The sequence below is a fragment of the Burkholderia sp. BCC0044 genome, assembly GCF_902832955.1.
Taxonomy (GTDB): Bacteria; Pseudomonadota; Gammaproteobacteria; order Burkholderiales; family Burkholderiaceae; genus Burkholderia.
On sequence record NZ_CADFDO010000002.1, the window covers coordinates 1 to 26,683 of the forward strand.

Sequence of the window (26,683 nt, forward strand, 5' to 3'; positions counted from 1 at the left end):
CTGCTCGAGGATGGCCGGATTCTCGAGCGTGGACGTGTCCTGCGTGATCGCCTCGCCCTTCGCGAGCGAGCGCAGCAGGCGCCGCATGATCTTGCCCGAGCGCGTCTTCGGCAGGTTGTCGCCGAAGCGGATGTCCTTCGGCTTCGCGATCGGCCCGATCTGCTTGCCGACCCAGTCGCGCAGCGTCTTCGCGAGCGCCGCCGCTTCGTCGCCTTCCGGGCGCGAGCGCTTCAGCACGACGAACGCCACGACCGCCTCGCCCGTCGTGTCGTCCGGACGGCCGACCACCGCCGCTTCGGCCACCAGTTCGTGCGACACCAGCGCCGATTCGATCTCCATCGTGCCCAGCCGGTGGCCCGACACGTTCAGCACGTCGTCGATCCGGCCCATGATCGTGAAGTAGCCGGTCTCCTTGTCGCGCACGGTGCCGTCGCCGGCCAGATAGAGCGTGCCGCCGAGTTCTTCCGGGTAATAGCTCTTCTTGAAACGCTCCGGGTCGCCCCAGATCGTGCGGATCATCGCGGGCCACGGCCGTTTGACGACGAGAATCCCGCCTTGTCCGTTCGGCACGTCCTGCCCCGTCTCGTCGACCACCGCGGCCGTGATGCCCGGCAGCGGCAGCGTGCACGAACCCGGCACGGTCGGCGTCGCGCCCGGCAGCGGCGTGATCATGTGGCCACCCGTTTCGGTCTGCCACCACGTGTCGACGATCGGGCAGCGCTCGTGGCCGACGTGCTTGTGGTACCACATCCATGCTTCCGGATTGATCGGCTCGCCGACCGTGCCGATGATGCGCAGGCTCGACAGGTCATAGCTCTTCGGATGCACCTTGTCGTCCGCTTCGGCGGCCTTGATCAGCGAGCGGATCGCGGTCGGCGCGGTGTAGAACACGGTGACCTTGTGATCGCCGATCATCTTCCAGAAGCGGCCGGCGTCCGGATACGTCGGCACGCCTTCGAACACGACCTGCGTGCCGCCGCACGCGAGCGGGCCGTACGTGATGTACGTGTGGCCCGTGACCCAGCCGATGTCGGCCGTGCACCAGAACACGTCGTCGGGTTTCCAGTCGAAGGTCCACTTCATCGTCTGCGCGGCCCACAGCAGGTAGCCGCCGGTGCTGTGCTGCACGCCCTTCGGCTTGCCGGTCGAGCCGGACGTATACAGGATGAAGAGCGGATGCTCGGCGCCGACCCAGGTCGGCTCGCACGTGTCGGACTCGCCGTCCGTGAGCTCGTGCATCCACAGGTCGCGCTCCGCATGCCAGTCGATCTTGCCGCCGGTGCGGCGATAGACGATCACGCTCTTGACTGCTTCGCAGCCGCCCAGCGCGATCGCCTCGTCGGCGATGCTCTTGAGCGGCAGCGTCTTGCCGCCGCGCGCCTGCTCGTCGGCGGTGATCAGCGCGACCGCGCCGACGTCGACGAGCCGCTCGTTCAGCGACTTCGCGGAGAAGCCGCCAAACACGACTGAGTGCGTCGCGCCGATGCGCGCGCAAGCCTGCATCGCGACGATGCCTTCGATCGACATCGGGATGTAGATGACGACGCGATCGCCTTTACCGATCCCGCGTTTCTTCAGCGCATTCGCGAAACGCGACACGCGTGCAAGCAGGTCCGCATAGGTGACGCGGGTGACAGTGCCGTCGTCGGCCTCGAAGATCACCGCGACGCGTTCGCCGTTGCCGGCTTCGACGTGGCGGTCGAGGCAGTTGTACGACGCGTTCAGCTCGCCGTCGTCGAACCATTTGTAGAACGGCGCGTTGCGCTCGTCGAGCACGGTCGTGAACGGCTTGTGCCACGTGAGGCCCTCGCGCGCGAGGCGCGCCCAAAAGCCTTCGTAATCCTGCTCGGCCTCGGCGACGAGCGCGCGATAGGCCGGCATGCCGGAAATGGTCGCCGTCTTCTCGAGCGCCGCGGGCGGCGCGAACTGACGGGTTTCGTGAAGAACCGATTCGATCTTGGACAAGCGTGTCTCCCTGCGTTCATGTGATTCGTGACGGCGCTCTGGAAAAGGCAACATGCGTGCCAGTTGTGCGATCGGTGCGTGTATGCGGCGAAATCCGCGACAGCCGGGCGTGTGGTGTCCGATGGGATCAGCCCCGCTGCATCGCGGCGGCGGCGCGATGCGGCGCGGCGTTCAGAAATGCAGCAGGTCGTGTTGCAGTCCTGAGCAGTTGGGGCGAGCCGGCAGGTGGTCGTCCGGCACGGCCGCGTCAGGCGAGCAACGAGCGAAGCGCCGGTGCGTGCCTGAATTGCCGGATACGTTCGAGCGCCGCCACCTCGAGCTGACGCACGCGCTCGGCCGACAGGTTCAGTTGCCGGCCGATCTCGCGCAGCGAATATTCGTTGTCGACGTCGATGCCGTATCTCAGGCGAAGAATCCACGCCTCGCGTACCGGGAGACTGTCGATCAGCTCGGCAACCGCCGCGCGCAACTGGCCGGCGCTCGCGGCTTCTTCCGGGGTCGGCGCGTCGGGGTCGATCGTGACGTCGCACAGTGTGAGGTCGTGATCGGGCGAAACCGGCAGGTCGGCGGAGATCGGTTCTCGCACGATGCTCATCAGCTCGCGCACCTTGTCGACCGGCAGCCGCATCTGCGTGGACAGCGCCCGTGCGTCCGCAATGTCGCCGGTCCGTTGCCGGTGGATGCGCGCGAGCCGCGACAGCTTGTTGAGCGCATCGACCGTATGCGCGGGCACGCGTATCGTGCGTCCCAGATCGGCGAGCGCATGCGTGATCGCCTGCCGGATCCACCAGGTCGCATAGGTCGAGAATTTGAAGCCGCGCCGGTGATCGTAGCGATCGACGGCCTTCATCAGGCCGATATTGCCTTCCTGGATCAGATCGGAGAACGGCAGGCCGCGATCGGCATAGCGTTTGGCGACCGACACGACGAGCCGCAGATTGCTCTGGAACAGCTTCGTTCTCGCGGGTTGTATCGCACGCTCGATACGCGAGAACCGCGCATCGAGCGCGATCGCGATGTCGAGCGGCAACGGCGACTGAGCGGCGACGCGCGCGAGTGCGCTGCGCGCATCGATCAGCGCCGGCGCATGGCGGGCGAGGGCGGCGGCGCAGTCGGGATGCGCGGCGCTGCGTGCGTGCAGCCATGCGCATACGTCGTCGCACGGCGTGAAGATATCGTGGTGTGCGGAATCGACAGGGATGCCCGCGGCGGCCAGCGTGTCGACGAGCCGTTTTTCGAACGTGCGCGCTCGGGTCGCGCGCTCTCGGTTCGCCTGTCCGATGCGTTCGATCGCGCGCGATGTAAAGCGGATGGCGCCGGTCAACGCGGCCGCTTCGCGCAGCAGCGCCCGGTAAGCGGCCGACGCGAAACCGTCCGCGCGCAATGCGTGCTGCATCGCCGGCGCCAGCGCGCCGGCGCGTTCGAGCGCTTCGACGACCGTATCGCGCCACGCGGGGCTGTCGAGGGGAAGACGTGTGTCGTCGTCGGGCGTTGGTGACTCCGTGGTCGGATCGTCGGGCAACGTCGCCGGTGCACTCGCGAGCGGTTCGGCATCACTGGCGAATCCCGTCACGTAAACCGACGCCGCCACCTTGCCGGCACGGATGTCGTCCGCGATCGCCGCGACGGCGGCGAGCGCCGCCGGATCGCGGCTCAATGCGTCGATGCACGCGGCACGGCCGCTTTCCAGACGAAGCGCGAGCGCGATCTCTTCGTCGCGTTCGAGCAGCGGTGTCGCGCTCATTTCCCGCAGATAGAGCCGGACCGGATCGTTGGTCCGGCTCGCGAGCAGGTCATCGGCCGCGAGCGGCGTCGAGGCGTCGGCGAGCGACGACGCGACTTCCGACATCGGAGAAAAATGGCGGTCGAGCGTCCACGCGGTACGCGCGCCGGCATGCTCGCGGACGTCGATGCCGAACTCGCGCAGCATCGACGCGGCTGCGTCGACTTCCGCGCGTTCGACCGTCTCGTCGGGTAACGCATCGGCGATTTCGCCGTGCGTCACGTATCCGCGATCAATGCCCAGCGCGATCAGCGCATGCAGATGGCCCGCGCGTTCGGCATCCGCGCCGCGACGCGACGCGTCGTCGCGCTCGCGGGCGGGCCCGGCATCAAGCGAGCTTCGCATAGACGTTGCACCAGCCTTCCGCGGCAACCGTCTTGCCCGCGAACATCGGGCACGTCCCGGAGGATTCGCCCGCGGCGGCCTTGTAGAAGCGGCAGTTCGCACACGTCTGGCCGGCCTGGTACTTCGGGAACTTGCCGGCGTCGACGGTCGTCGCCTTCGCGCGGTAGCCGAGTGTCTTCGCTGCCGCGTCGTTTTCGTCGACGGGCGGCGCGGCCGCGAATGCGCGCGTGCCGGCCGCGAGCGCGGCGCACAGGCCGGCGGCCTGCACGAAGAAGGTTCTGCGATGGCGGGAGATCATGGTGTCGTCCTGAACGAAATGAAAGGAAAAAGCCCGGCCCGCGCGCCGGGCATGCTGCCCGGTGCGGCGGTCGACCGAAACGGAAGCGGGGGAAAAGTTACTTGCGCGGCCCGGCGATGAGCGGCGCCTTCGACGCGTTGGCGATATCGGCGGTCAGCTTGCTCTTCGACGCGTCGTAGCCGTTCGAGTAGAGCAGGAACGCCATCAGGTCCTCGTATTCCTGTGCGCTCATCTTGCCGGGGCGATCGGCCGGCATATTGCTCGACATGTACAGGAAGATGCCGCCGACCGTGATGTGCGACTTGCCCTCGGGCGCGAACGATTCCCCGCTCAGCGCGGGTGCGGTATTGCCCTCGAGCTGGTCGCCGTGGCATTTCGCGCACGCATCGCCGTAGAGCTTCTTGCCGTGTTGCACCTGCGCCTGATCGAACGACGGCACGCCGCTGCTTTCGCCCGTCGACACCTTGATGAAGCCGCTCTTGGCCGGCCGCTGAGCGGACGCGATCGCACCGTCGAGAAACCGGCCGGGCACGTGCGTGGCGGCGGCTTGCGCGATGTCGTCGGGCAGCGTCCAGCCGCGCGTGAGCGACGCGAGACGGCCGTTGCCGCTCATTTGCGACAGCGTCGCGTCGATGCGCTTTTGCAACGCGTCCTTGCCCGGCCCGAATGCGAACGACAGTTGCCAGTCCGAGTACGGCGATGCAGTCGCCGCCACCTTGAACCGCTGTTTCGGATGGGCACGCTCGTAGGCGACGACGCTCGGATACCAGACGATCGCGCGCTGCGCGCGACCCGCGGCGAGCGCGCCGATCGTTTGTTCGCTCGTGTTCTCGAGGTCGAAGCGCGCGTTCGCCTGCTGCGCGGCGATCAGTTGCGACGGGCTGCCGTAGGTGGCCGCGATCGTTTCCTTCGCGCCGGTCGGCGCTTGCGCATCGCGCAGCGACACGCTGACGTAGCCGGAGCGCAGATAGCCCTGCGAGAACGTCATCTTCGATCCCGACGCATCGGCGATCGCGGAGCGCGGGAAGCCGGCGATCACGTCGCAGTCGCGTTCGAGCGATTTCGTCAGCTCGCTGGCGGAGATGCCGTCGTCGTCGCCGTTGTCGTCGACGCCGCGGGTGTTGAAGGTCGCGGCGATGCCCGCCGCGCGGAACACTTCGCGCGCAACGGAGCGGTCGAGCGCGGTGGTCGGGCTGCCGGGCAGCGTGCAGACGCGCACGCCGGCCGACGCGGCTGCCGGTGTCAGCGCCACGCCCACGGCGAGCAGACTGGCGACGGTGACGGAAGTGAGGCGAGTATTCATGATCGTGTGTCCGGTTGAAGCGGGTGGGGCGTCGCGCCCGCATCGGGCGCATGCGGGCGCGACTCGGGCGTGGCGCCGGGTCAGTTGAGCGCGAACACGTAGAGCGTGCCGCCGCGCGGAACGTCCTTCGCGATGTCGGCCATCGGGCCGCCCCAGATCGGGTTCGCGCCGCCATAGCCGGCGAGCACGGCGACATACTCCTTGCCGTCGACCTCGTACACCGACGGCTGCGAAATGATGCCGCTCGCGAGTTGCGGGCTTTCCCACAGCACCTTGCCGGTCGCCGTGTCGAACGCGTACAGGTGGCCGTCGAGCGAGCCGCTGAACGCGAGGCCGCTCGCCGTGGTCGCGACGCCGCCGTTCCACGGCTTCTTCGACCAGTGGCTCCACAGCTTCTTGCCGGTGTTCACGTCGATGGCCGTCAGTTCGCCGTAGCCTTCGCTGCCCGGCTCGGGCTTGATCTCGAAGCCTTCGCCGAGATACGGCAGGCCTTCCATGTAGCTGACCGACTTGCCGGTCAGGCTCATGCACGCATGCAGCGCAGGCACGACCGCGATGTTGCGTTCCTGGTCGTACGAGATCGACCACCAGTTCTTGCCGCCGAGGAAGCTCGGGCACGTTTCGATCGTCGTGCCGGCCTTCGGGAACTTCGACGCGTCCTGGATCGGCTTGCCGTCGTCCGTGTAGCCGGTGACCGACAACGCCTTCACGAACGGCGTCGCGTAGATCAGCTTGCCGGTCGTGCGGTCGATCGCATGGAAGAAGCCGTTGCGGTCGGCGTGGATGATCGCGTCGTAGTCCTTGCCCTTGTACTTGATGTCCGCGAGGACGGCCGCGTTCACGCCGTCGTAGTCCCACGTGTCGTTGTTCGTGTACTGGTAGTGCCACTTCAGGTTGCCGCTCTTCGCATCGAGCGCGAGCAGCGAGTCGGAATACAGGTTGTCGCCGGGGCGCAGCGCCGCGAGCCACGGGCCGGGGTTGCCGACGCCCCAGTACAGCGTGCGCGACGCGGCGTCGTACGTGCCGGTCAGCCACGCGGCGCCGCCGCCATGGCTCTGCATGCCGTCGGGCCAGGTTTCCGCGCCCTTTTCGCCGGCGGCGGGGATCGTGTAGCGTTTCCAGACCTGCGAGCCGTCCTCCGGATTCAGCGCGGCGATGTAGCCGCGAATTCCGTATTCGCCGCCGGACGTGCCGACGACGATCGCGCCGTCGATCGCGAGCGGCGCGAGCGAGAACGCGTAGCCGAGGCCCGGTTCGAACATCTGCTTCTTCCACACGAGATTGCCGGTCTGCGCGTCGAGTGCCGCGATTTCGCCGTTCAGCATCGCGATGTAGACGTTCTTGCCGTACAGCGCGACGCCGCGGTTGACGACGTCGCAGCACGCGGTCTTGAACGAGGCCGCGCCGAGCTTCGGCTCGTATTTCCACAGCTGCTTGCCGGTCTTTGCATCGAATGCGTAGACGTTGTCCTTCGGCGTCGTCACGAACAGGTAGTTGCCGTTGACGATCGGCGTCGCCTCGAAGCCCTGCTTCAGGTCGGCCGGGAACTTGTACGCCCACACCTGCTTGAGATCCTTCGCGTTCGACGTGTCGATCTGCTTGAGCGGCGAATGCGAGCGGCCGTCGTAGGTGCGGTAGTAGGTCAGCCAGCCCGGATCGCCGTGCGCATCGGTCAGGCGCTGGTAGGTCACGGCCGGGTAGTCCGCAGCCGCTTCGACGAGGCCGGGGTTCAGCGCGACGGCGGCCGCCACCGCGATGCCGATCGTCGCCAGCCGGCTCGCTGAAGCCGAGAGTTTCTTCATGGTTGTCTCCTGGGTCATTGTGGTCGCACCGCCGCGAACGATTCGTCGCGCCGGCACGGTTGGGGTTCCGGGCCGAGTGCACTGCCCGTTACGCAAGTCGCATGCCATCGCGGCGGGAAGCCGGTGCGGCGCGGTACACCGGCGCATCGCGGCTGATGCGTCGATCGACGGCTCGCGTCATGACCGCCACGCAGGTGTTGCATTCAGGTACACCGTCGCGCGCGAAGTGTTGCCAAACATGACAGGTGGCGCAGTCCGTAGAACAGCGGCGAGTCGGTCGCATGCCGTTCCGAAACGATGTGCGGCGCAGCGCGCGCTGCTCGTGCTCGTGGCGCTGGCACGGTTCTCGCACGCCGGCTTCGCGACAACCCGTCGCCGCGCGATGCATCGCACGGGCCGGCGGAATACGAGTGCGGAGACAACGGAATGATCAGGAGACCAAAGGCAGCCGGGCGCGACGGCGCGACGCGGCGTGGCCGGCGTGCGCGATGCGTCGGCACGACGCTCGGCGCGCTGGCGCTGTTCGGCCTGCCGACCGGCGGCGTGCGCGCGCAGCAGCAGGCGGACGGCGGTGCGATCGCGCCGGCCGCGCCGCCGGCCGTCGTGCTGCCCGCGGTGGTGGTCGTCGGCACGACGCCGCTGCTCGGGATCGGCACGCCGCTGTCGAAGGTGCCGGCGAACGTGCAGACGGTGCGCGCGGCGGATTTCGACGCGCAGCACCGCGCGACGCTCGCCGATTTCTTCGCCGCGAACCTGCAGAGCGTGACGATCTCGGATGCGCAGGGCAACCCGTATCAGGCGGACGTCAACTATCGGGGCTTCACCGCGTCGCCGCTGCTCGGTACGCCGCAGGGGTTGTCGGTGTTCGTCGACGGCGTGCGCGTGAACGAACCGTTCGGCGACGTCGTGAACTGGGACATCCTCCCCATGCAGGCGATCGACCGCGTGCAGCTGATTCCGGGCTCCAACCCGGTGTACGGGCGCAACACGCTCGGCGGTGCGCTCGCGATCACGACGAAGAACGGCAGGTCGAACCCGGGCGGCGAAGCGGAGGTGTCGGGCGGCTCATGGGGCCGCAAGACCGCCAGCGTAGAGCAGGGCGGCACGATCGGCCCGAACCTCGACTACTACGCAACCGCGAACGTCGCGAACGACGGCGGCTGGGCCGACCATAACGCGAGCCGCGTGCGGCAGGCGTTCGGCAAGCTGCGCTACACCGATGCGGACACGACGCTGTCGGTCGCCGCGGGCGGCGCGGACAACACGCTGTCCGGCACCCAGACGATCCCGCGCTCGTTCCTCGACAACCCGAAGCAGGCGTATACGTACCCGGACCGGAACCGCAATAGCGCCGGCTACCTGACGCTGTCGGGCGAGCGCTTTTTCGGCGAAAGCGTCGAACTGAGCGGCAACGCGTACTACCGGCACCTGCGCAACGCCAACACGAGCAGCAACAACAATACGGATTACGGATCGGTGGACGACGACGGCACGGTCGACACGGTGCAGGGCAGCAACGCGCAATCGACGATCGTCACCGACAGCTACGGCGGCAGCGTGCAGCTCACGCTGCTCGGCAAGCTCGGCGGGATGGCGAACCAGATGGTCGCGGGCGTCTCGGCCGATGTTGCGAACGCCAGCTACGTTGCTGCGTCGCAGGACGCGTCGTTTACCGATGCGCGCGCGGCGATCGGCATCGGCGATTTCGTCCGGCAGACCCGCGCGAAAACGCGCAACGCGAATTTCGGCGTGTACCTGAGCGATGCGCTGTCGCTGACGCCGCACTGGACGCTCACGCTGTCGGGCCGCTACGACTGGTCCAAAGCGCAGATCGGCGACGAGAGCGGCGTGCAGCCGCTGCTCGACGGCAACCATGTGTTCTCGCGCTTCAACCCGGCCGTCGGGCTCAACTGGAACCCGGTCCCGGGCTTCACCGCGTATGCGACGTACAACGAAGGCATGCGTTCGCCGACCGCGATCGAACTCGCATGCGCGGACCCGGCCACGCCGTGTTCGCTGCCGAACGACTTCATCGCCGACCCGGCGCTCAAGCCGGTGATCTCGAAGACGTTCGAAGCCGGCGTGCGCGGCCGCATCGGCGCGGCGACGACCTGGAGCGCCGCGGCCTACCGCACGACGCTGACCGACGACATCCAGTTCATCAGCAGCCCGGCCAGCGCGCAGGGCTATTTCCGCAACGTCGGCGACACGCGACGGCAGGGGATCGAGCTCGCGGGCCGCACGCGGTTCGGCCCGCTCGGTGTCGGGCTGTCGTACAGCCATGTCGATGCAACCTACCGTTCGTCGTGGACCGAACACAGCCCGGCGAATTCGGCGGCCGATGCGAACGGCAACGTGACGGTCAAGCCGGGCGACCGCATCCCCGGCATTCCCGCGCATACGGTTAAGCTGCGGCTCGACTATGCGGCGACGCACGCGTGGGACATTGGCGCGAACGTCACGTGGCGCAGCGGCGTGTATGCGCGCGGCGACGAGAACAACGGCGACGTGAACGGGAGAATCGCGGGCTACGTGCTCGTCGATCTCGACACGCGTTACCGGATCACGAAGCGGTTCGAGGTGTTCGCGAGCGTGACGAACCTGTTCGACAAGCGCTATGCAAGCTTCGGCGCACTCGGCCAGAATTTCTTCAACGGGCCGAACCATACGTTCGACGGCGCCAATCCGGTAAACGAACAATTCGTCGGGCCGGGCGCGCCGCGCGGCGCGTGGGCCGGCGTGCGCTATGCGTGGGATTGAGCGGTGCGCGGTCGCGTGGGGTGCGGCCGCCTGCGGGTTCGTGTCGTGAATACGAACGGGCGCTGCGTCGTCATGTGAACGGCACCGCCGCGAACATTGCATTCACGGCGCGTGCGACGCTGCGCGCCAACGCCGGGTCGCTGGCGAGATGCCCGGCCTTCACGCGTTCGATTTTCGCGTCGGGCACGGCGCGCGCGAGGCGGTCGACGTTGCCGACCGGGCAAACGGGATCGTGCGTCCCGTGCGCGGCGAACAGCGGCACGCCGGCCTGCGCGGCCCGTCGCGCGAGTGCGAGCACGCGGCGCTCGCCGAGCCAGCAATCGTGTTGCAGGTAGTGCGCCTGGATCCGGTATTTGTCGATCAGCCGGCCGACGGTGTTCTCAGACTGAATTGCGCGCACGGGCGAGCGGCGTGTGCGTGTCGACGCGAGGACCGCGTTTTCGTACGCGTGCCACGCGAGCGCGACCTCGCGCTGCCGGGTTGTGCTCGCGCTGTGGCGCAGCCCGGCAGCGCAGCGCGACAGCAGGCGATCCGGCCGGCCCCCGCCTGCCGCGGCATGCAGGCGCCGCCATTCGCGCGGCGCACGCGTGCGGGACGTCATGAAGAGCCCTCGGACTTCGCGTGGCGACGTCAGGAACAGGCCGCGCAGCACGACGCCCGTCACCTGCTCCGGATGCGTGCCCGCATACGCAAGCGCAAGTGCGGCGCCCCACGATCCGCCGACGACGCCCCAGCGTGCGATGCCGAGCTGCTCGCGCACCGCCTCGAGATCCGCGATCAGTCGCGCGGTGTCGTTGTGACGCGTGCCGCCGCGTGGCGTCGATGCGCCCGCGCCGCGCTGGTCGACCAGCACGACGCGTACGCGGGTGAGGTCGAACAGCCGCCGGATGCCGGCCTGGCTGCCGCTGCCGGGCCCGCCGTGCAGCACGACGACCGGATGGCCTTGCGCGGCGCCGGCCACGGCGAATGCGATCGATTGCGCGTCGCGGAACAGGCGCTGGCGAACGGGCGTGATCGATGACGCCGATGACGCCGGTGCGTCGGGCAACGCCCGCATTGCGGGCGACGGCGTGGATCGAATCGGGCGACGCGTCATGTCGATAGGGTTCGGGCGAACTCGGGAAGGCAACCGTCATTCGGCCGGCCAGCGGCCGGAGTGGTTCTGCGATAAAGCCAGAAACGCGCCAGCCGCGAAGATCCGGATTCGCACGGGTAGTCACGCGTCGGGAAATCACGGTATCACCAAGGCCGGGCCGTCGCGCTATGCGACCTGCATGACCGCGCCCCGGGCGATTGATTACACGATGCTTTCAATTTGTACCCCGGACGCCAGTGTGGCCCGATGCTTGCTTGCAATGACGGCAAAGAGTCCGGCAGTTGACCGGAAGGATCCCCCGGAGGAGACAATGCGCGATGACGTAGAGCAGGCGGCCGGGTCACGGGCCGCCCATCCCGCTGGCTGGCCCGCGCCGGCGATCCAGAAGGCCCACGAGCGCTCGGAGACGTTCGGCCTGCAGGTATCGGCTCGGCCCGACTACGACGTGCTGCCGAGCTCGGCGCTGGTGCTCAAGCGCGAGCAGAGCCGGGTGCTGTGCGTGCACGCGATGCCGGTGATGGAGACGCTGCACGAGCAGATCGTCAACACGCAGAGCATGATCGTGCTGACCGATGCGGAAGGGCTGATCCTGCATTCGATCGGCGACGACGATTTCCTGCGCCGTGCGGAGAAGGTCGCGCTGCGCCCGGGCGCGAACTGGGCGGAGAACCGGCAGGGCACCAACGCGATCGGCACGGCGCTGGCCGAGCTGTGCCCGATGGTCGTCCACGGCGATCAGCACTTCCTGGCCGCGAACCGCTTCCTGACCTGTTCGAGCGTGCCGATCCTCGATCCGTACGGTGACGCGATCGGCGTGCTCGACGTGACGGGCGACCACCGCAGCTATCACCAGCACACGATGGCGCTCGCGAAGATGTCGGTGCAGATGATCGAGAATCATCTGTTTACGACGACGTTTCAGGAAACGCTGCAGGTGTCGTTCCATGGCCGCCCCGAGTTCCTCGGCACGCTGATGGAGGGGATCGTCGCGTTCACCGCCGACGGCCGCTTCCTGTCGGCTAACCGCAGCGCGCAGTTTCAGCTCGGTATGCCGCTCGCGGCGCTGCGCGCGCACACGCTGTCGTCGCTGTTCGACGTCACCAGTGCGCAACTGATCGACCGCATGCGCGCGAGCACCGACCGGCACCTGATGCTCAATCTCGGCAACGGCGCGGTGGTCTGCGCGCGCGTGCACTTCCGTCGCGCGACGCTGGCCGAAGGCAGCCGGCCGACGGACGTCCACGACGCGGGCGCGCCGGCTGCGCGTGCGAACGCGGTGCCCGCGCCGGCGGCGGGCACGTCGGCCGGCCTGTCGCGGCTCAACTATCTCGACACCGGCGATGCGCAGGTCGCGTGCGTGATCGCGAAGGTGCGCAAGGTGATCGGCAAGGACATCCCGATCCTGATCACCGGCGAGACCGGCACCGGCAAGGAGCTGCTCGCGCAGGCGATCCACAACGACTCGCCGCGCCGCGACGCGCCGTTCGTCGCGGTCAACTGCGCGTCGATCCCGGAGACGCTGATCGAATCCGAGCTGTTCGGCTACGAGGAGGGCGCGTTCACCGGCGCGCGCCGCAAGGGGGCGATCGGCAAGCTGCTGCAGGCGAACGGCGGCACGCTGTTCCTCGACGAGATCGGCGACATGCCGTATCCGCTGCAGGTGCGGCTGCTGCGCGTGCTGCAGGAGCGCCTCGTGAACCCGCTCGGGTCGACGAAGACGATCGCCGTCGACATCGCGATCATCTGCGCGACGCACCGCGACTTGCGCGACATGATCGCGCAGAACCGTTTCCGCGAGGATCTCTACTACCGGCTGAACGGCCTCGTGGTGCGCCTGCCGCCGTTGCGCGACCGCACGGATCTCGCGGTCGTCGTGCAGAAGATGCTGCAGCGCGAGGCGTTCGCGGGCCCGGGCCGCCCGCCCTTGTCCGTCGCGCCGGACGTGATGGAGCTGTTCGTGCGCTGCACGTGGCCGGGCAATTTCCGTCAGCTCGGCAATCTGCTGCGCACGGCGGCGGCGATGGTCGACGACGATGGCGAAATCCGGCGCGAGCACCTGCCCGACGACTTCTTCGACGACCTGCGGCGCGGCGATGCGCAGGCCACGCAAGTTATGCCCGATTCTGCCGCCTCGGCGGGCGCCGGGCCCGGCGTCGCGGACGCGTTGCTGCCCGCCGACGCGCGCCTGCAGGACGTCGCTGCGTCGGCAATCGCCGCCGCGCTCGCCCGTCACGGCGGCAACGTGTCCGCCGCGGCGCGCGCGCTCGGCGTCTCGCGCAACACGATCTACCGGAAGATGCCGGCCGCCGACGCGGCGCGCCATCCGTCGTCCGACGAAGACTGACGCGCAGCCGTCGCGCGGTGCGCGACCTGTCACAGCCGGTGTGTCAAGTTGCAACACCGGTGTTCAATGATTCAACACCTGTCACCCCTCGCGGACCTCGTGCCGTCGGGGCGGTGGAGCGCATTCGCGCGAATCGCGTCAGCTATTCGTAAGGAATGCGTCCCGATGCCCGGACGACGGCCGCATACCGCCGCCGGGCAGCCGAAGTACGGTTTCGGCACGCTCCTTGCTGAAGATGAATCGACCGCTCGATTGCGGCGGTCGTTCGATTCATCCAGCAACGCATCGACGCATCACTCATCAACTCGACAGGAGACACACCATGCAGTGGACGACACCGTCTTACACCGACCTGCGCTTCGGCTTCGAAATCACGATGTACATCGCCAACCGCTGATCGCCGTGCGTGCCGCCCGTTTCGCCGTGGTCGGCGCGGGCGGCTTCGGGAGCTGACGCCCATGAAGATCAAGATACTCGGCTCGGGAGCCGGCGGCGGCCTGCCGCAATGGAACTGCAATTGCGCGAACTGCCGGCGTGCGCGCAGCGGAAGCGGCCACGTGCTGCCGCGCACGCAGTCGTCGATCGCGGTCAGCGACGACGGCGTCGACTGGGTCCTCGTCAATGCGTCGCCCGACATTCTTTCCCAATTGCGCGCGGATCCGGACCTGCAACCGGCGCGCGCGATCCGCGACAGCGGCATCGCCGCCGTCGTGCTGTGCGACGCGCAGATCGATCACGTGACGGGCCTGCTGATGCTGCGCGAACGCTCGACGCCGCTGCCGCTCTACGCGAGCGCGCCGGTGCTCGACGACCTGTCGACCGGCTTGCCGCTCGTGCCGCTGCTCGGTCATTACTGCGGCGTCGCCGCGCACACGATCGTGCCCGGCGAGCCGTTCGCGGTGCCGGCGGCGCGCGGGATCCGTTTCACCGCGATCGCCGTCGACAGCAAGCCGCCGCCTTATTCGCCGCGACGCGCGTCGGCCGCGCCCGGCGACAACATCGCGCTGTCGATCGAAGACGTCGCGAGCGGGCGGCGCGCGTTCTATGCGCCGGGGCTCGCGTCGGTCACCGACGACGTGCGCGCGGCCATGGACGGCGCCGATCTCGTGCTGGTGGACGGCACGTTCTGGACCGGCACCGAGATGATCGATCTCGGCCTGTCGGGCAAGCACGCGGCCGACATGGGGCATCTCGCGCAGTGCGCGGAACCCGGGCGGCCCGGCATGATCGACTGGCTCGACACGCTGCCCGCGCGAACGCGCAAGGTGCTCACGCACATCAACAACACGAACCCGATTCTCGATCCGCATTCCGTCGAGCATGCGCACCTGCGCGCGCACGGCATCGACGTCGCGCACGACGGCATGCAATTCCAGGTCTGACGATGAACGCACCGATCCCCGCTACGGCGTTGCACGCGACGCCCTGGACCGCGACCGAATTCGAGGCGCGCCTGCGTGCGCTCGAATCGCGCTATCACATCCATCATCCGTTCAACCGGCGGCTCAACAGCGGCGCGTGTTCGCCCGCGCAGATCCGCGGCTGGGTCGCGAACCGCTTCTACTACCAGATCTGCATCCCGCTCAAGGATGCGGCGATCCTGTCGAACTGTCCGGACCGCGAGACGCGGCGCCGCTGGATCCAGCGGCTGATCGACCACGACGGGCAGGGCGACGACGAAGGCGGCATCGAGGCGTGGGTGCGGCTCGGCGAGGCATGCGGCCTGACGCGCGACGAGCTGTGGTCGCTCGAACACGTGCTGCCCGGCGTGCGTTTCGCGGTGGACGCGTACGTGAACTTCGCGCGGCGCGCGCCGTGGCAGGAAGCCGTGTGCTCGTCGCTGACCGAGATGTTCGCGCCGCAGATCCATCTCGACCGGCTCGCGGGCTGGCCGTCGCATTACCCGTGGATCGAGCCGGCCGGGCTGCATTACTTCCGCAGCCGCGTGCCGCTCGCGCAGCGCGACGTCGAGCATGGGCTCGCGGTCACGCTCGCGCATTTCACGACACCGGATGCGCAGCAGCGCGCGCTCGGCATTCTGCAATTCAAGCTCGACATCCTGTGGTCGATGCTCGACGCCGTCGAAAAGGCCTACCCCCTATGAACGCGATCGAAGCCGCCAGCGGCGTGCCGCTGCGCCCCTGCCTCCGGGGCATGTACCGCCTGCAATGGGAGGCGGCCCAGGATGCGTACGTGCTCCTCTATCCGGAGGGCATGGTCAAGCTCAACCCGAGCGCCGGCGAGATTCTCGCGCGCTGCGACGGCACGCGCGAACTGGACGACATCATCGGCGAGCTCGAGCGCCTGTTCATGCAATCGGATCTCGCGACCGACGTCTATCGTTTCCTCGATCATGCGCGACTGCGCGGCTGGCTCGACTGACATGACGCCCGACACTTCCCGTCCGTCCGCGCCGCTGTGGCTGCTCGCGGAACTCACGTACCGCTGCCCGCTGCACTGCGCGTTCTGCTACAACCCGGTCGACTTCGCGACGCACGGCGCGGAACTCGATACCGACGCGTGGCGCACGGTCATCAGCGACGCGCGCGTGCTCGGCGCCGCGCAAATCGGCTTCTCGGGCGGCGAGCCGCTGCAGCGCGGCGACCTCGAGACGCTCGTCGCGCATGCGCGCGGGCTCGGCTTCTATACGAACCTGATCACGTCGGGCATCGGGCTGAACGTCGCGCGCATCGAGCGGCTCAAGGCGGCCGGGCTCGATCACATCCAGTTGTCGCTGCAGGATTCGACGCGCGAGCTGAACGATTTTCTGACCAGCACGCGCACGTTCGAGCTGAAGCGCGGCGTTGCACGGCTGATCAAGGCGCACGGCTATCCGATGGTGCTCAACTGCGTGCTGCATCGCTACAACCTGCCGCACGTGGGGCAGATCATCGAGATGGCGCTGGATCTCGGCGCCGATTATCTGGAACTCGCGAATACGCAGTACTACGGCTGGGCGATGCTCAATCGCGACCAACTGATGCCGACCGTCGAGCAGGTGCGCGAGGCCGAGGAAACGGTCAACCGCTATCGCAAGCTGATCGGCGAGCGCTGCAAGATCCTGTTCGTCGTACCCGACTATTTCGAGCGCCGCCCGAAGGCGTGCATGAACGGCTGGGGCTCGGTGTTCCTCGGCGTGGCACCCGACGGCACCGCGCTGCCGTGCCATGCCGCGCGGTCGCTGCCGGGGCTCGCGCTGCCGAACGTGCGCGACCGGTCGCTGCGGGACATCTGGTACGACAGCGATGCGTTCAACGCGTTTCGCGGCGACGACTGGATGCGCGAGCCGTGTCGCACCTGCGACGAGCGGCACGCGGATCACGGCGGTTGCCGCTGCCAGGCGTACATGCTGGCCGGCGATCCGAACGAGGCCGATCCGGTGTGCGCGAAGTCCGCCCATCACGGGCAAGTTGAACAGGCGGTGCAGTTCGCGCGACGTCGCGCGCCGAGCGACGAACAGCCGCTGGTTTTTCGCAGCAAGGAGAATTCGCTCGCGCAATGCGGTGCGACGTGCGGCGGCTGACCGCTGAGGGGGCGCCGCCAGGACGACGGCAGGGGCGAACACGGCACTGCGCTCGTCGAACTGGAAACCGATGCGGCGGGCCGAATCGTCGCCGCGCATGTCGTGACCGGCAGCGGCTATCCGCGCCTCGATGCAGCGGCTCGCGATGCGGCGCTCGCGAGCCGCTGCGCTGCACACGTAGATAACAGCGCGCCGTCGCCAATGCGGGCGCGCGTGCCGATCACGTTCAATCTCGATGCCTGACCGGGCCATCACCGCCATCACCCATCACCCATCACCCGTCATCCGCCTTCGCCTGCAAACCCTTCAACCCCTGAATCACGACCAGCAGCGCGCGCCCGTGCTCGTCCGACCCGTCCCACGCGTCGACGATCGCGTCGCGCAGCAGGTCGTTGTACCGGCGGCGCGACGGCTCCGTATCGACACCATAGAAACTGCATAGCTTGTTGAATGGCGCGCTGCGGCGCAGCCGGTGCCCGTTCGACAGCCGAAGGCGCGACACGGTTGGCTGGCTGACCCCGGAAAGTCGCGCGATTTCGCTGGACGAGCGTGTATCTGCCATCAGGCGGCGCAACAGGTCTTGAACGGGAAAATCTTGGTCCGGGGCTTCCATGCGATGCATTATACCTATACAGTTACGGCTGTTGAATGGGCTTGCTGTCAGCAGCGAGGCTGTATCCCGAGAAAGTTGATGACACTGAAACACCTCCCTCCCACGTTCTGCTGGACCAAGATCGGCACCGAGTCCGGCGAGGAACTGCCGACCGTCGTGCTCCGCAAGGAATGGGAGCGCCGGCTCGGGGGCGGGCGTTTTCTGTGGGGCATCAACCAGCCGCTCGGCAGCAGCGCGCAAGTCGCCGCGCATCGCACGGGTTCGCTGCTCGCGCTGTTTTCGCCAGTCGCGTCGCGTCCGCGCGCGGGCGAGCGCAAGGATGCGCTGCTGTGGAACGCGTGGGTCGACGCCAGCGGGCAGGTGCGGCCGTTGCCGCCGCATACGTTCATCGCCAGCCGCTCGACGTTGCCGTCGGGCCGGCGTCGCGAGCAGCACTACGCGCTCGTGTGCGCGTCGTCCACCGCGCTGACGGTCGGCACGCAGTTGCGCGTGTTTCCCGACCATCTGCGCAGCGTGAGCACCGGCAGGCCGCTGGGCGCCGCGCAGGGGGCGGCCGTGGTCGACTGCATCGGGCGTGCGAAGGAGCAGACGGGCAAGAGCTATCCGCTTGCGCTGTCGGTCGAGCTCGAGGCGCCGTATTTCGTGCGGCTCGCGCAGCCGTGCGTGCTGAAGGTGCGCGATCTCGCGGAAGTGAACAAAGCCACGCGCGCGGGCGATTTCGACCGCTTCGTCGAACTCGTCGCGCGCTTGCGCGGCCGGTCGCCGACGGATGCCGTGCGCGGCGTCACGCGCGATCTGTTCGACGTGCCCCCGCTCGAAACGGCCGCCGCGTATGTGGCGCCCACGCATGTCGCGCGCCTGCGCAATCGGCCGGCAGCCGAGCATCCGCGCGATCTCACCGGCGACTTGTTCGACCTGTCGCCGGGCGAGGCGGCCGCGTTCGCGGGGCTGGCGCATCCGCGCATCGGGCGCGCATGACGGCGGGCGCGACGCCGTTCGCGCAAGAATTTGTTGCAATCTCGCCGTAGCGGATCGGCGAGCGCGGAGGGACAATCGGCACGAAGCGCGCGGTGCGGCGGCCGATGCGTCGACACGCGACGGGTCGTGGTTCACGCCGCCGACATGCGTACCACGCACACTGAGCGTCGGCGTGCTTCACACTGCAATCCTGAGGGAGGAGTGTCGATGTCGACCCACATCTGTTCGCCGGAAGCACAGGCCGCACAACGCTTCGTCGAAGCGACGCGCAACGTCGATCAGGCGTTTCGCGCGGTGCGCGGCGAAAGCGACGACGACGGCTCGTCGGCCGAATACGCACGCGCGATGTCGCGTCTCGATCGCGCGCTCGACGAGCTGGCGCGTGCGCAGGAATTCTTCGATCGCGTCGTCGGCGCGGACGCCACGCACGGCAACTGACGGCTTCGTCGTTTCTCTTTTTCGCGCGTCGAGCGACGCGCATTCATCTTTTTTGCCGGGCGCGCTGCCCGGCATGCCGGTTCGTCATCCCGTTTCGATTTTCAGGCCGTGCAGCCTTCGACCGGATAGCCGCTGCTGGCAAGGCTAGCCGTGCGTCACCCCGCGCGCGTCATGCCCGGCGCGGCGGGCGCGGTACGAGACGCGTAGCCGCGATGCTGGAACGACGTCGCGAAGAACCGCATCTGGTAGCGGATCGCATTCGCCCAGTAATCCCACGTATGGCCGCCCGGCCGCTCCGCATAGTCGTGCGGCACGCCGAGCGCGACGAGCCGTTCGTGCAGCGTGCGGTTCGAGTCGACGAATGCATCGTCGCGGCCGCAATCGATCGTCAGGTCGAGATGCGCACGCACGAACGCCCGCGCGTTTTCGACGATCACGTTGCGGTTCCAGAACGACGGATGGCGGTCGGGATCGCCGAACACGTGGGCGATCCCCGGCTCGTCCGTGCAGCAGCGCGGATCGACCGCGCCGCTGATGCTGCCGACCGCGCCGAACGTGTCGGGCCGGTCGAGCGCGATGCGCAGCGCGCCGAAGCCGCCCATGCTGAGCCCGGTGATCGCGCGCGCATGCTGGGCCGCGACCGTGCGGAAATGCAGGTCGACATAGGACACGACTTCATCGCCGATGAAGGTCTCGTAGCGGCTGCCCGAATCGAACGGGCTGTCGATGTACCAGCTTTCGTGTCCGCCGTCGGGCATCACGAGGATCACGTGATAGCGGTCGGCCAGCGCGGCGATGTGCGTGTTCGACGTCCAGTCGGTATGGTCGCCGCCCGAGCCGTGCAGCAGATAGACGACGGGGTAACGCTCGCCGTGGTTGTCGCGCGCGTAATCGTCGGGCAGCACGATGGTGGCCTTCAGCGTTTCGCTCATCGCCGCGCTCGGAATCGCGACGACTCGCGCGTGAAATGCGAAAGCAGGGCTCGTGACGGCGAGCAGCAGAAGCAGCCAGAAAGTACGTGCCAGGCGCATCGATCCTTGCATGTGTCGATCCAGTCCGGCCGGATGCCGGGAAAACCCTGTTCCGACGACTCTAGCAACCGCGCCTTTCAACCATATTTCGGCGAATCCTACGGGTTGTCAGGCGGACGGCTTGCATACGATGCGCGCGACGGCCGCGCGAAACGCATCGGGCCGCTCGGCCGCGATCAGGTGCCCGCAGCCGGCGATCGTGTCGAAGCCGGCGCAGCGTGCGAGCGCTGGATCATGCGGCCGCCGCTGAAGGCAGGGGCGGCAATGCGAGTTCCGCGAGCAATTCGTCGAGTTCGAGCACGTGCGTGCGGTCGTGGTCGAGCAGTTCGCGCACGAGTTCGTCGAGCGACATGCGGCGGATGCCGTCGCGCAGCCCGCAGCGTGCGAGTTGCGCCGGCTCCAGCGCGGCCGCGGTGGCGCACAGCGCGGCGCGGCCGCTGCCGAACGCGGCGACGGCGACATCGAGCGGCTGCGCGAGATAGTCGCGTTGCGCGGCGAGCGCGGTGCCGTCGACGGACGCGATCACCGGCAGCTCGGCCGTGCGCACGGCGTCGATGCGCGCGGCGAACACCGCATCGAGATCGCGCAGATGGCACGCATGTTCGACCAGCGAGAAGCCGGTGCCGGCCGGGCGGCGCGTGGCGAGCGCGGCCGGCACATGCGCCGCATAGGCGGCGAGCCTGGCGGGCATGCGCGCCAGCGCGGCGGCGACGTCGGCGAACGGCAGCCGGTGCGGGGATGCGCTGAACACCGCGCCATAGCTGAACAGCGCGCCGCCGAGCCGCCCGCGCGCCTGCACGACCTCATGACCGCGGCGACGCATGACGTCGGCGACCATCGCGCCGCAGAACTGACGGGCCGTCGTGTCGGCTTCGACTTCGGGGAAGGTGCGCGCGATCTCGTCCTGGATCGCGCCGATCGCGGCGACGCCGACGCGCGACAGCGCCGCGAACTCGAGATAGCGTTCGGGCTGTTCGATCAGCGCTTCGAGCTGGGCGCCGAGCGGGGTCAAGCGGAAACGGTCGAAACGGGAATGCATGACGAAGCCCTGCTTAGTAACGTTACAAAACGATACGTTACCAAGCAGGGCTTCGTCAACCGGCTCCTCCGGGCGTGTGCGACGCCCCCTGCCGCTCAGGGCTGCTGTCGGGCGTCGACTTCCGCGCGCATCCGCGCTTCCTGCTCCTGCAGCTCCGGCGTGAATGCGTCGCCGAAATCCTCCATCTCGAACAGCGGGCGGATCTCGATGTCGGAGTCGCCGGGCATCGGGTTCGGGCAGCGCTTCACCCACTCGACGGCTTCCTCCATCGATTTCACCTGCCACAGCCAGTAGCCGGCGACGAGCTCCTTCGTTTCGGCGAACGGGCCGTCGATGACGGTGCGGTTCTTGCCGGAAAAGTGCACGCGCTTGCCGCGGCTGCTCGGATGCAAGCCGTCGGCGGCGAGCAGGATGCCGGCTTTCACGAGTTCCTCGTTGAACTGGCCCATCGCGGCCAGCATGTCGGTGTCGGGCAACTGGCCGGATTCGGAATCGGCGGTGGCTTTGACGATGACCATGACGCGCATTGTCGTCTCTCCTTGAACGGGAATAGGGCGTTTGCCGGCGGTGCGACGGCAAAACGATCGGTTACGACGATACGACGCGTGACGGCGGCGCGAATCGACATCGCGGGCAAAAAAATTTTCACGCGCGATCGAAACGGCGCGCCGCGCAGCGCGGCCGCTGTCACGGAGCGCATCGGCAAAACTGGTATGCTGACCCGCATCACGTGTACGCGGAGGGCGCCATGGCTGCTAAGGAAGTCTCGAAGAAGAAGTACCTGAAAATCCTGAACAAACGCCTGCGTGCGGAACCGGCGGCGCCGGCCGGCGCGTCGTTCGTCTTTTTCCCGCTGGGCGCGAAGGCGAAGCACGCGACGGGCGTCGTGTCCGGCGATGCGCGCAGCAAGCGCGAACTGGCCGTGATGGCCGCGGTCCAGCGCAAGGCGGCCGAAGAGTTCGTCGTCGCCGACGCCTGATCGGCCCTGCGGTACCCCTGCTGTATTACCGCCTCCGCGGCTGACGCGGTGGCGGTTTTGCCGTGAGCGATTGCGCCGGCGAGCACGCGCGGGATGTCGTGCGTGATCGCCGGGCCGTGTATCGGCACGGCGATGTCGAGATCGGGCGCCTGGATTCGGCTCGAAGCGGCTTGAAAACCAACCCGGCGATCAGGACGCCTCGTCCGCTGCCGCCGCCGGATACCGGCCGCTGCCGCCCGCGTCGTCGCCTGCCGCCAGTTGCTCCAGTGCGAGCCCCTTCGTCTCGATCCCGAGCGTCCACACGGCGATCGCCGCCGCGATGAACGACAGCGCGCCGAGCGTGAACACGCCGCCCTGGCCGAACACCGGCAACACGACGCCGACCACGTAAGGCCCGATCAGCGAGCCCACACGACCGATCGCCGACGCGAAGCCCGAACCCGTCGCACGCGCGCCGGTGCCGTACAGCTCGGGCGTGTACGTGTACAGCGCCGCCCACATCCCGAACAGGAAGAACTGCATCGCGAGGCCCGTGACGATCAGCAGCGTCGTGCTGCCGCCGTACAGCGCGCTCTGGCCGTACGCGTACGCCATCGCGCCGCCGCCGATCAGCGATGCGATGCAGGTCGGCTTGCGTCCCCAGCGTTCGACGAGCCACGCGGCGCACAGGAAGCCCGGCACGCCGCCGAGCGAGATCAGCACCGTGTAGAACACCGATTTCGTGACTTCGAAGCCGGCCTGCTGCAGCAGCGCGCCGAGCCACGACGTGAGGCCGTAGAAGCCGAGCAGCGCGAAGAACCACAGCAGCCACACCATCACCGTGCGGCGGCGGTACACGCCGCTCCAGATCTCGCGCAGCGCGCCGCGACCGCGCGCGGCGGCCGGTTCGGCGAGCCGCGACGGCGGCGGCAGCGTCGTGACGCCGGCCGAGCGCATCACCTTCGCCTCGATCGTCTGCATCACCGTGTCGGCTTCCGCGTGCCGGCCCGCATGTTCGAGCCAGCGCGGCGATTCCGGCACAATGCGGCGCACGACCAGCACGAACACGGCCGGAATCGCGAGCAGCGCGAACACGGTGCGCCAGCCGAACTGCGGCAGCACGAAATACGCGACGATGCCGGCCGTGATGAAGCCGAGCGGCCAGAAGCCGTCCATCAGCGCGATCAGGCGGCCGCGTTTCTCGGTCGGCACGAATTCGGACAGCAGCGTCTGCGCGACCGGGAATTCCATCCCCATCCCGATGCCGAGCAGCACGCGGTAGACGATCAGCGCGTCGACGCTCTGCGCGGTCGAGCACAGGTACGACGCGGCGCCCCACAGCACCATGCTCCACTGGAACACGGGCCGGCGGCCGAAGCGGTCGGCGAGCAGGCCGGCCACGGCCGCGCCGAGCACCATCCCGAAGAAGCTCGCGCTCGCGACGAGGCCGGCGGCCGCGGTCGACAGCCCGAACTCCTTGCGGATCGAGCCGAGCACGAACGTCATCGTGCCGAGATCGACCGAGTCGAAGAAGAACGCGATCGCGATGATGAAGAAGATCCGCTTGTGATAGCCGGAGAACGGCAGGCGTTCGAGCCGGGCGGCGGCGGAGGCGGGAGCGGTGGCGGCGGGCATGGCGTCCTCTGAAATGAAAAAGGGGCCGCGCAGCGCATGCTCGAGGGCCCCGATGCTTCGTATTCAGTAGACGCGACCACAAACTGCCGCATCAGAGGAAAAGCGCCGCCTGCTTGCGCAAATGCGTCATCGGCGGGCGGCGCGCGTGATGCCGGCCGGCGTCAATTCTTCAGCTTGTATCCGGTGCGGAACATCCACGCGACGATCGCGAGCAGGATCACGAGGAACAGCGCGGTCGCGGCGAGGCTGATCGACACGTGCACGTCGGCGATCCCGTAGAACGACCAGCGAAAGCCGCTGATCAGGTAGACGATCGGGTTGAACAGCGTGACGACGCGCCACGCGGGCGGCAGCATGTCGACCGAGTAGAAGCTGCCGCCGAGGAACGTGAGCGGCGTGATGATCAGCAGCGGCACGAGCTGCAGCTTCTCGAAGCTGTCGGCCCAGATGCCGATCACGAAGCCGAACAGGCTGAACGTGACGGCCGTCAGCAGCAGGAACAGCACCATCCAGAACGGATGCAGGATATGCAGCGGCACGAACAGGCCGGCCGTGGCGAGGATGATCACGCCGAGCAGGATCGACTTCGACGCGGCCGCGCCGACGTACGCGATCACGATCTCCCAGTATGACACCGGCGCGGACAGGATCTCGTAGATCGTGCCGGTGAAGCGCGGGAAGTAGATGCCGAACGACGCGTTCGAGATGCTCTGCGACAGCAGCGACAGCATCACGAGGCCCGGCACGATGAACGACCCGTAGCCGATGCCGTTCACGTCGCTGATGCGCGAGCCGATCGCGGAACCGAACACGACGAAATACAGCGACGTCGAGATCACCGGCGCGATGATGCTCTGCATCAGCGTGCGGCGCGTGCGGGCCATTTCTGCGCGGTAGATCGCGCGGATTCCATGCCAGTTCATACGTCAGGCTCCTTGCACGCCGTTGCGGCGGTTGTCGATCAGGCTGACGAAAATGTCCTCGAGCGAGCTCTGCGTCGTGTGCAGGTCGCGAAAGCCGATGCCGGCCGAGCCGAGCGCGTTGATGAGCGTCGCGATGCTTGCGTCGTCGCGCTGCGAGTCGTACGTATAGACGAGCGCGGCGCCGTCTTCCGCGCGTTCGAGCCCGAACGGCGCGAGCGCGGGCGGCACGTCCGCGAGCGGGTGTTCGAGCTGCACGGTGAGCTGCTTCTTGCCGAGCTTGCGCATCAGTTCGCGCTTTTCCTCGACGAGCACGAGTTCGCCGCCGAGGATGATGCCGATCCGGTCGGCCATCTCCTCCGCTTCCTCGATGTAGTGCGTGGTGAGCAGGATCGTCACGCCGCTTTCGCGCAGCGAATCGACGAGCTTCCACATGTCGCGGCGCAGCTCGACGTCGACGCCGGCGGTCGGCTCGTCGAGGAACAGGATGCGCGGCTCGTGCGACAGCGCCTTCGCGATCATCACGCGGCGCTTCATGCCGCCCGACAGCGTCATCAGCTTGTTGTCGCGCTTGTCCCACAGCGACAGCGCCTTCAGCGTTTTCTCGATGTACGCGGGATCGGGCGCCTTGCCGAACAGGCCGCGGCTGAACGACACGGTGGCCCAGACGGTTTCGAATGCGTCGGTGGTCAGTTCCTGCGGCACGAGGCCGATCATTTCGCGGGCCGCGCGGTATCGATCGCGGATGTCGTGGCCGCCGACCGTCACGCGGCCTTCGGTTGGCGTGACGATGCCGCAGATCGAGCCGATCAGCGTCGTCTTGCCGGCGCCGTTCGGCCCGAGCAGCGCGAAGATCTCGCCGGGGCGGATGTCGAGGGTCACGTGCTTCAGCGCCTGGAAGCCGGACGCGTAAGTCTTGGAGAGGTCGGAGACGGAAAGGATCGGTTGCATGCTCACGGATGGCACGGCCGGCCGGCGCGACGGTGGCGGGCGCCGCGCGTGCCCGGCGCCGCCGCCGCTGCGAAGCGGCCGGGACCGGGGACGGCATGGCGAACGGGCGTCATGTCGAACGGTATTGTGGTGCGGGATCGCGGGACCGCCATATTAGCAATCGGCAGATCGAAATGCATTCTGATGGAAAGGCCGGGTCCTGCTGGTGCCGGATTGGCGTGAATTTCGGCGGCATCGCTCGATGATTCGGTGATTTATTTGAATAACGCGAACAATTCGGATCGTTTCCCGTGGATCGGGCCGCACACGCGCGGCCGCCCGACAAGTCGCCCGACTGTGCTGCCGGCCGGCCCTCGCGCCGTACCGGGACGGCACGCGTGGCGCTCGCGATAATGCGTTCCTTTCACGGCGATACGGAGCGGGGCGCATGTCTTTGATCGACTTCAAATCCGTGGCGAACGCGCAGGCGATCGCATGGAAATCCACGATCGTCGGCGAAGTGGGGCCGGCCCGGATCAAGGTGCTGCGCATGGACGCGCAGCCTTACGAAGCGGAAGTGCACGACTACAACGAGGGGCTGCTGGTGCTCGACGGCACGCTGATGCTCGAGGTCGACGCGGAAACGGTCGTGGTCGGCGCCGGGCAGATGTATCTCGCGCACGCCGGCACGCGCCACGCGGTGCTGCCCGGCAGCCACGGCACGCTCGCGATCATCGACGTCTGAGGTTGCGCCGCAGCATGCGTGCGGGCCGCAGACGCCCGGCCCGCTTGGCTCGGCGCGAATCGGGGGGCGTCGTTCAAACGCGTGTTCCACCGGGCGTTTATTTGTCTGAGCAAATAAAATGAAGGTTGTTTGAAAATCTGTTAAATACCGTATAAACGCTAGGATTGCGCGGGTTCC

General features: G+C 67.9%; 24 protein-coding genes and 1 pseudogene. 11 read left to right on the forward strand and 14 right to left on the reverse strand.

Translation table 11 applies throughout. The annotated features are described in order from the left end of the window. The 5 genes from acs to HWX14_RS08720 all read right to left on the reverse strand — a co-directional run. Positions 1-1,965: acetate--CoA ligase (gene acs, locus HWX14_RS08700; protein WP_175882369.1), on the reverse strand; the 1,965-nt coding region annotated here is incomplete at its 3' end. Between the two features lie 247 nt (positions 1,966-2,212). Then, positions 2,213-4,120, reverse strand: a complete 1,908-nt coding sequence (locus HWX14_RS08705; protein WP_244130181.1) for a sigma-70 family RNA polymerase sigma factor — start codon at positions 4,118-4,120, stop codon at positions 2,213-2,215. Then, a complete protein-coding gene (locus tag HWX14_RS08710; RefSeq protein WP_023477493.1) occupies positions 4,077-4,391 on the reverse strand; it encodes a high-potential iron-sulfur protein in 315 nt (104 codons plus the stop codon). Before HWX14_RS08710 ends, HWX14_RS08705 begins: the two co-directional genes overlap by 44 nt. 97 nt (positions 4,392-4,488) lie before the next feature. Beyond that, positions 4,489-5,694 (reverse strand): c-type cytochrome, encoded by a 1,206-nt coding sequence (locus tag HWX14_RS08715; RefSeq protein ID WP_175882370.1) that lies wholly within the window; start codon positions 5,692-5,694, stop codon positions 4,489-4,491. A gap of 80 nt (positions 5,695-5,774) precedes the next feature. Continuing rightward, positions 5,775-7,496 (reverse strand): methanol/ethanol family PQQ-dependent dehydrogenase, encoded by a 1,722-nt coding sequence (locus HWX14_RS08720; protein WP_124465295.1) that lies wholly within the window; start codon positions 7,494-7,496, stop codon positions 5,775-5,777. Between the two features lie 426 nt (positions 7,497-7,922). On the opposite strand from HWX14_RS08720, the gene HWX14_RS08725 reads away from it, so the two are divergent. Beyond that, entirely contained in the window at positions 7,923-10,256 is a 2,334-nt protein-coding gene (locus HWX14_RS08725; RefSeq protein ID WP_175882371.1) for a TonB-dependent receptor, read from the forward strand. 70 nt (positions 10,257-10,326) lie between these two features. Here HWX14_RS08725 and HWX14_RS08730 read toward each other — a convergent pair whose 3' ends face one another. Continuing rightward, the gene (locus tag HWX14_RS08730) at positions 10,327-11,352 is read right to left on the reverse strand and encodes an alpha/beta fold hydrolase (protein WP_175882372.1); all 1,026 of its coding nucleotides are present in this window, start codon (positions 11,350-11,352) and stop codon (positions 10,327-10,329) included. A gap of 310 nt (positions 11,353-11,662) precedes the next feature. Between HWX14_RS08730 and HWX14_RS08735 the strand changes: the two genes are divergently transcribed. From HWX14_RS08735 to pqqE, 6 genes are all read left to right on the forward strand, one after another. Further along, positions 11,663-13,696, forward strand: coding sequence for a sigma-54-dependent Fis family transcriptional regulator (locus tag HWX14_RS08735; RefSeq protein WP_175882373.1), 2,034 nt, complete (start codon positions 11,663-11,665; stop codon positions 13,694-13,696). 322 nt (positions 13,697-14,018) lie between these two features. Then, positions 14,019-14,093 carry a pyrroloquinoline quinone precursor peptide PqqA gene (gene pqqA / locus HWX14_RS08740; RefSeq protein WP_006485436.1) on the forward strand — a complete coding sequence of 25 codons (75 nt, stop codon included), beginning with the start codon at positions 14,019-14,021 and terminating at the stop codon, positions 14,091-14,093. Positions 14,094-14,154: 61 nt separating this feature from the next. Further along, positions 14,155-15,078 carry a pyrroloquinoline quinone biosynthesis protein PqqB gene (gene pqqB / locus HWX14_RS08745; RefSeq protein WP_175882374.1) on the forward strand — a complete coding sequence of 308 codons (924 nt, stop codon included), beginning with the start codon at positions 14,155-14,157 and terminating at the stop codon, positions 15,076-15,078. Between the two features lie 2 nt (positions 15,079-15,080). Beyond that, positions 15,081-15,800 (forward strand): pyrroloquinoline-quinone synthase PqqC, encoded by a 720-nt coding sequence (pqqC, locus tag HWX14_RS08750; protein WP_175882375.1) that lies wholly within the window; start codon positions 15,081-15,083, stop codon positions 15,798-15,800. Next, on the forward strand, positions 15,797-16,078 hold the full coding sequence (gene pqqD / locus HWX14_RS08755) for a pyrroloquinoline quinone biosynthesis peptide chaperone PqqD (RefSeq protein WP_006480620.1): 282 nt from the start codon (positions 15,797-15,799) through the stop codon (positions 16,076-16,078). Before pqqC ends, pqqD begins: the two co-directional genes overlap by 4 nt. Before the next feature lies 1 nt (position 16,079). Then, positions 16,080-17,219 carry a pyrroloquinoline quinone biosynthesis protein PqqE gene (gene pqqE / locus HWX14_RS08760; RefSeq protein WP_175882376.1) on the forward strand — a complete coding sequence of 380 codons (1,140 nt, stop codon included), beginning with the start codon at positions 16,080-16,082 and terminating at the stop codon, positions 17,217-17,219. A 274-nt stretch (positions 17,220-17,493) separates the two neighbouring features. Here the strand turns inward: pqqE and HWX14_RS08770 are convergent, their stop codons facing one another. Continuing rightward, complete coding sequence (locus HWX14_RS08770; RefSeq protein ID WP_069617470.1) at positions 17,494-17,832, reverse strand: helix-turn-helix transcriptional regulator; 339 nt, start codon at positions 17,830-17,832, stop codon at positions 17,494-17,496. 78 nt (positions 17,833-17,910) lie between these two features. Here HWX14_RS08770 and HWX14_RS08775 point away from each other — a divergent pair, with 78 nt between their 5' ends. After that, positions 17,911-18,810: a hypothetical protein gene (locus HWX14_RS08775; protein WP_175882377.1), complete on the forward strand. Its 900-nt coding sequence runs from the start codon at positions 17,911-17,913 to the stop codon at positions 18,808-18,810. A 207-nt stretch (positions 18,811-19,017) separates the two neighbouring features. Continuing rightward, a complete protein-coding gene (locus HWX14_RS08780; protein ID WP_175882378.1) occupies positions 19,018-19,248 on the forward strand; it encodes a hypothetical protein in 231 nt (76 codons plus the stop codon). A gap of 155 nt (positions 19,249-19,403) precedes the next feature. Here HWX14_RS08780 and HWX14_RS08785 read toward each other — a convergent pair whose 3' ends face one another. The 4 genes and pseudogenes from HWX14_RS08785 to HWX14_RS08795 form a co-directional block, all read right to left on the reverse strand. Beyond that, positions 19,404-20,279: an alpha/beta hydrolase family protein gene (locus tag HWX14_RS08785; RefSeq protein WP_175883533.1), complete on the reverse strand. Its 876-nt coding sequence runs from the start codon at positions 20,277-20,279 to the stop codon at positions 19,404-19,406. 108 nt (positions 20,280-20,387) lie between these two features. Continuing rightward, positions 20,388-20,507 (reverse strand): annotated as a pseudogene (locus HWX14_RS36360) (alpha/beta hydrolase); the annotation flags it as partial. 4 nt (positions 20,508-20,511) lie between these two features. Further along, positions 20,512-21,318 carry a DinB family protein gene (locus HWX14_RS08790; protein ID WP_175882379.1) on the reverse strand — a complete coding sequence of 269 codons (807 nt, stop codon included), beginning with the start codon at positions 21,316-21,318 and terminating at the stop codon, positions 20,512-20,514. A gap of 95 nt (positions 21,319-21,413) precedes the next feature. Further along, positions 21,414-21,845, reverse strand: a complete 432-nt coding sequence (locus HWX14_RS08795; protein ID WP_175882380.1) for a YciI family protein — start codon at positions 21,843-21,845, stop codon at positions 21,414-21,416. A 221-nt stretch (positions 21,846-22,066) separates the two neighbouring features. Here HWX14_RS08795 and HWX14_RS08800 point away from each other — a divergent pair, with 221 nt between their 5' ends. Continuing rightward, positions 22,067-22,297 (forward strand): hypothetical protein, encoded by a 231-nt coding sequence (locus HWX14_RS08800; RefSeq protein ID WP_011547073.1) that lies wholly within the window; start codon positions 22,067-22,069, stop codon positions 22,295-22,297. 189 nt (positions 22,298-22,486) lie between these two features. On the opposite strand, the gene HWX14_RS08805 is transcribed toward HWX14_RS08800, so the two are convergent. From HWX14_RS08805 to HWX14_RS08815, 3 genes are all read right to left on the reverse strand, one after another. Continuing rightward, positions 22,487-23,911 (reverse strand): MFS transporter, encoded by a 1,425-nt coding sequence (locus tag HWX14_RS08805; RefSeq protein ID WP_175882381.1) that lies wholly within the window; start codon positions 23,909-23,911, stop codon positions 22,487-22,489. A 161-nt stretch (positions 23,912-24,072) separates the two neighbouring features. Further along, positions 24,073-24,834, reverse strand: a complete 762-nt coding sequence (locus HWX14_RS08810; RefSeq protein ID WP_175882382.1) for an ABC transporter permease — start codon at positions 24,832-24,834, stop codon at positions 24,073-24,075. A gap of 3 nt (positions 24,835-24,837) precedes the next feature. After that, positions 24,838-25,782 carry an ABC transporter ATP-binding protein gene (locus tag HWX14_RS08815; protein ID WP_175882383.1) on the reverse strand — a complete coding sequence of 315 codons (945 nt, stop codon included), beginning with the start codon at positions 25,780-25,782 and terminating at the stop codon, positions 24,838-24,840. Positions 25,783-26,209: 427 nt separating this feature from the next. Here HWX14_RS08815 and HWX14_RS08820 point away from each other — a divergent pair, with 427 nt between their 5' ends. Continuing rightward, a complete protein-coding gene (locus tag HWX14_RS08820) occupies positions 26,210-26,506 on the forward strand; it encodes a cupin domain-containing protein (protein WP_175882384.1) in 297 nt (98 codons plus the stop codon). Positions 26,507-26,683 lie beyond the last annotated feature (177 nt).

Bases quoted from the DNA above. Each gene is read 5' to 3' on its own strand.
- HWX14_RS08710 (WP_023477493.1), bottom strand. From the start codon at position 4,391: ATGATCTCCCGCCATCGCAGAACCTTCTTCGTGCAGGCCGCCGGCCTG.
- HWX14_RS08715 (WP_175882370.1), bottom strand. From the start codon at position 5,694: ATGAATACTCGCCTCACTTCCGTCACCGTCGCCAGTCTGCTCGCCGTG.
- HWX14_RS08720 (WP_124465295.1), bottom strand. From the start codon at position 7,496: ATGAAGAAACTCTCGGCTTCAGCGAGCCGGCTGGCGACGATCGGCATC.
- HWX14_RS08725 (WP_175882371.1), top strand. From the start codon at position 7,923: ATGATCAGGAGACCAAAGGCAGCCGGGCGCGACGGCGCGACGCGGCGT.
- HWX14_RS08730 (WP_175882372.1), bottom strand. From the start codon at position 11,352: ATGACGCGTCGCCCGATTCGATCCACGCCGTCGCCCGCAATGCGGGCG.
- HWX14_RS08735 (WP_175882373.1), top strand. From the start codon at position 11,663: ATGCGCGATGACGTAGAGCAGGCGGCCGGGTCACGGGCCGCCCATCCC.
- pqqB (WP_175882374.1), top strand. From the start codon at position 14,155: ATGAAGATCAAGATACTCGGCTCGGGAGCCGGCGGCGGCCTGCCGCAA.
- pqqC (WP_175882375.1), top strand. From the start codon at position 15,081: ATGAACGCACCGATCCCCGCTACGGCGTTGCACGCGACGCCCTGGACC.
- pqqD (WP_006480620.1), top strand. From the start codon at position 15,797: ATGAACGCGATCGAAGCCGCCAGCGGCGTGCCGCTGCGCCCCTGCCTC.
- pqqE (WP_175882376.1), top strand. From the start codon at position 16,080: ATGACGCCCGACACTTCCCGTCCGTCCGCGCCGCTGTGGCTGCTCGCG.
- HWX14_RS08770 (WP_069617470.1), bottom strand. From the start codon at position 17,832: ATGGAAGCCCCGGACCAAGATTTTCCCGTTCAAGACCTGTTGCGCCGC.
- HWX14_RS08775 (WP_175882377.1), top strand. From the start codon at position 17,911: ATGACACTGAAACACCTCCCTCCCACGTTCTGCTGGACCAAGATCGGC.
- HWX14_RS08780 (WP_175882378.1), top strand. From the start codon at position 19,018: ATGTCGACCCACATCTGTTCGCCGGAAGCACAGGCCGCACAACGCTTC.
- HWX14_RS08785 (WP_175883533.1), bottom strand. From the start codon at position 20,279: ATGCGCCTGGCACGTACTTTCTGGCTGCTTCTGCTGCTCGCCGTCACG.
- HWX14_RS08790 (WP_175882379.1), bottom strand. From the start codon at position 21,318: ATGCATTCCCGTTTCGACCGTTTCCGCTTGACCCCGCTCGGCGCCCAG.
- HWX14_RS08795 (WP_175882380.1), bottom strand. From the start codon at position 21,845: ATGCGCGTCATGGTCATCGTCAAAGCCACCGCCGATTCCGAATCCGGC.
- HWX14_RS08800 (WP_011547073.1), top strand. From the start codon at position 22,067: ATGGCTGCTAAGGAAGTCTCGAAGAAGAAGTACCTGAAAATCCTGAAC.
- HWX14_RS08805 (WP_175882381.1), bottom strand. From the start codon at position 23,911: ATGCCCGCCGCCACCGCTCCCGCCTCCGCCGCCGCCCGGCTCGAACGC.
- HWX14_RS08810 (WP_175882382.1), bottom strand. From the start codon at position 24,834: ATGAACTGGCATGGAATCCGCGCGATCTACCGCGCAGAAATGGCCCGC.
- HWX14_RS08815 (WP_175882383.1), bottom strand. From the start codon at position 25,782: ATGCAACCGATCCTTTCCGTCTCCGACCTCTCCAAGACTTACGCGTCC.
- HWX14_RS08820 (WP_175882384.1), top strand. From the start codon at position 26,210: ATGTCTTTGATCGACTTCAAATCCGTGGCGAACGCGCAGGCGATCGCA.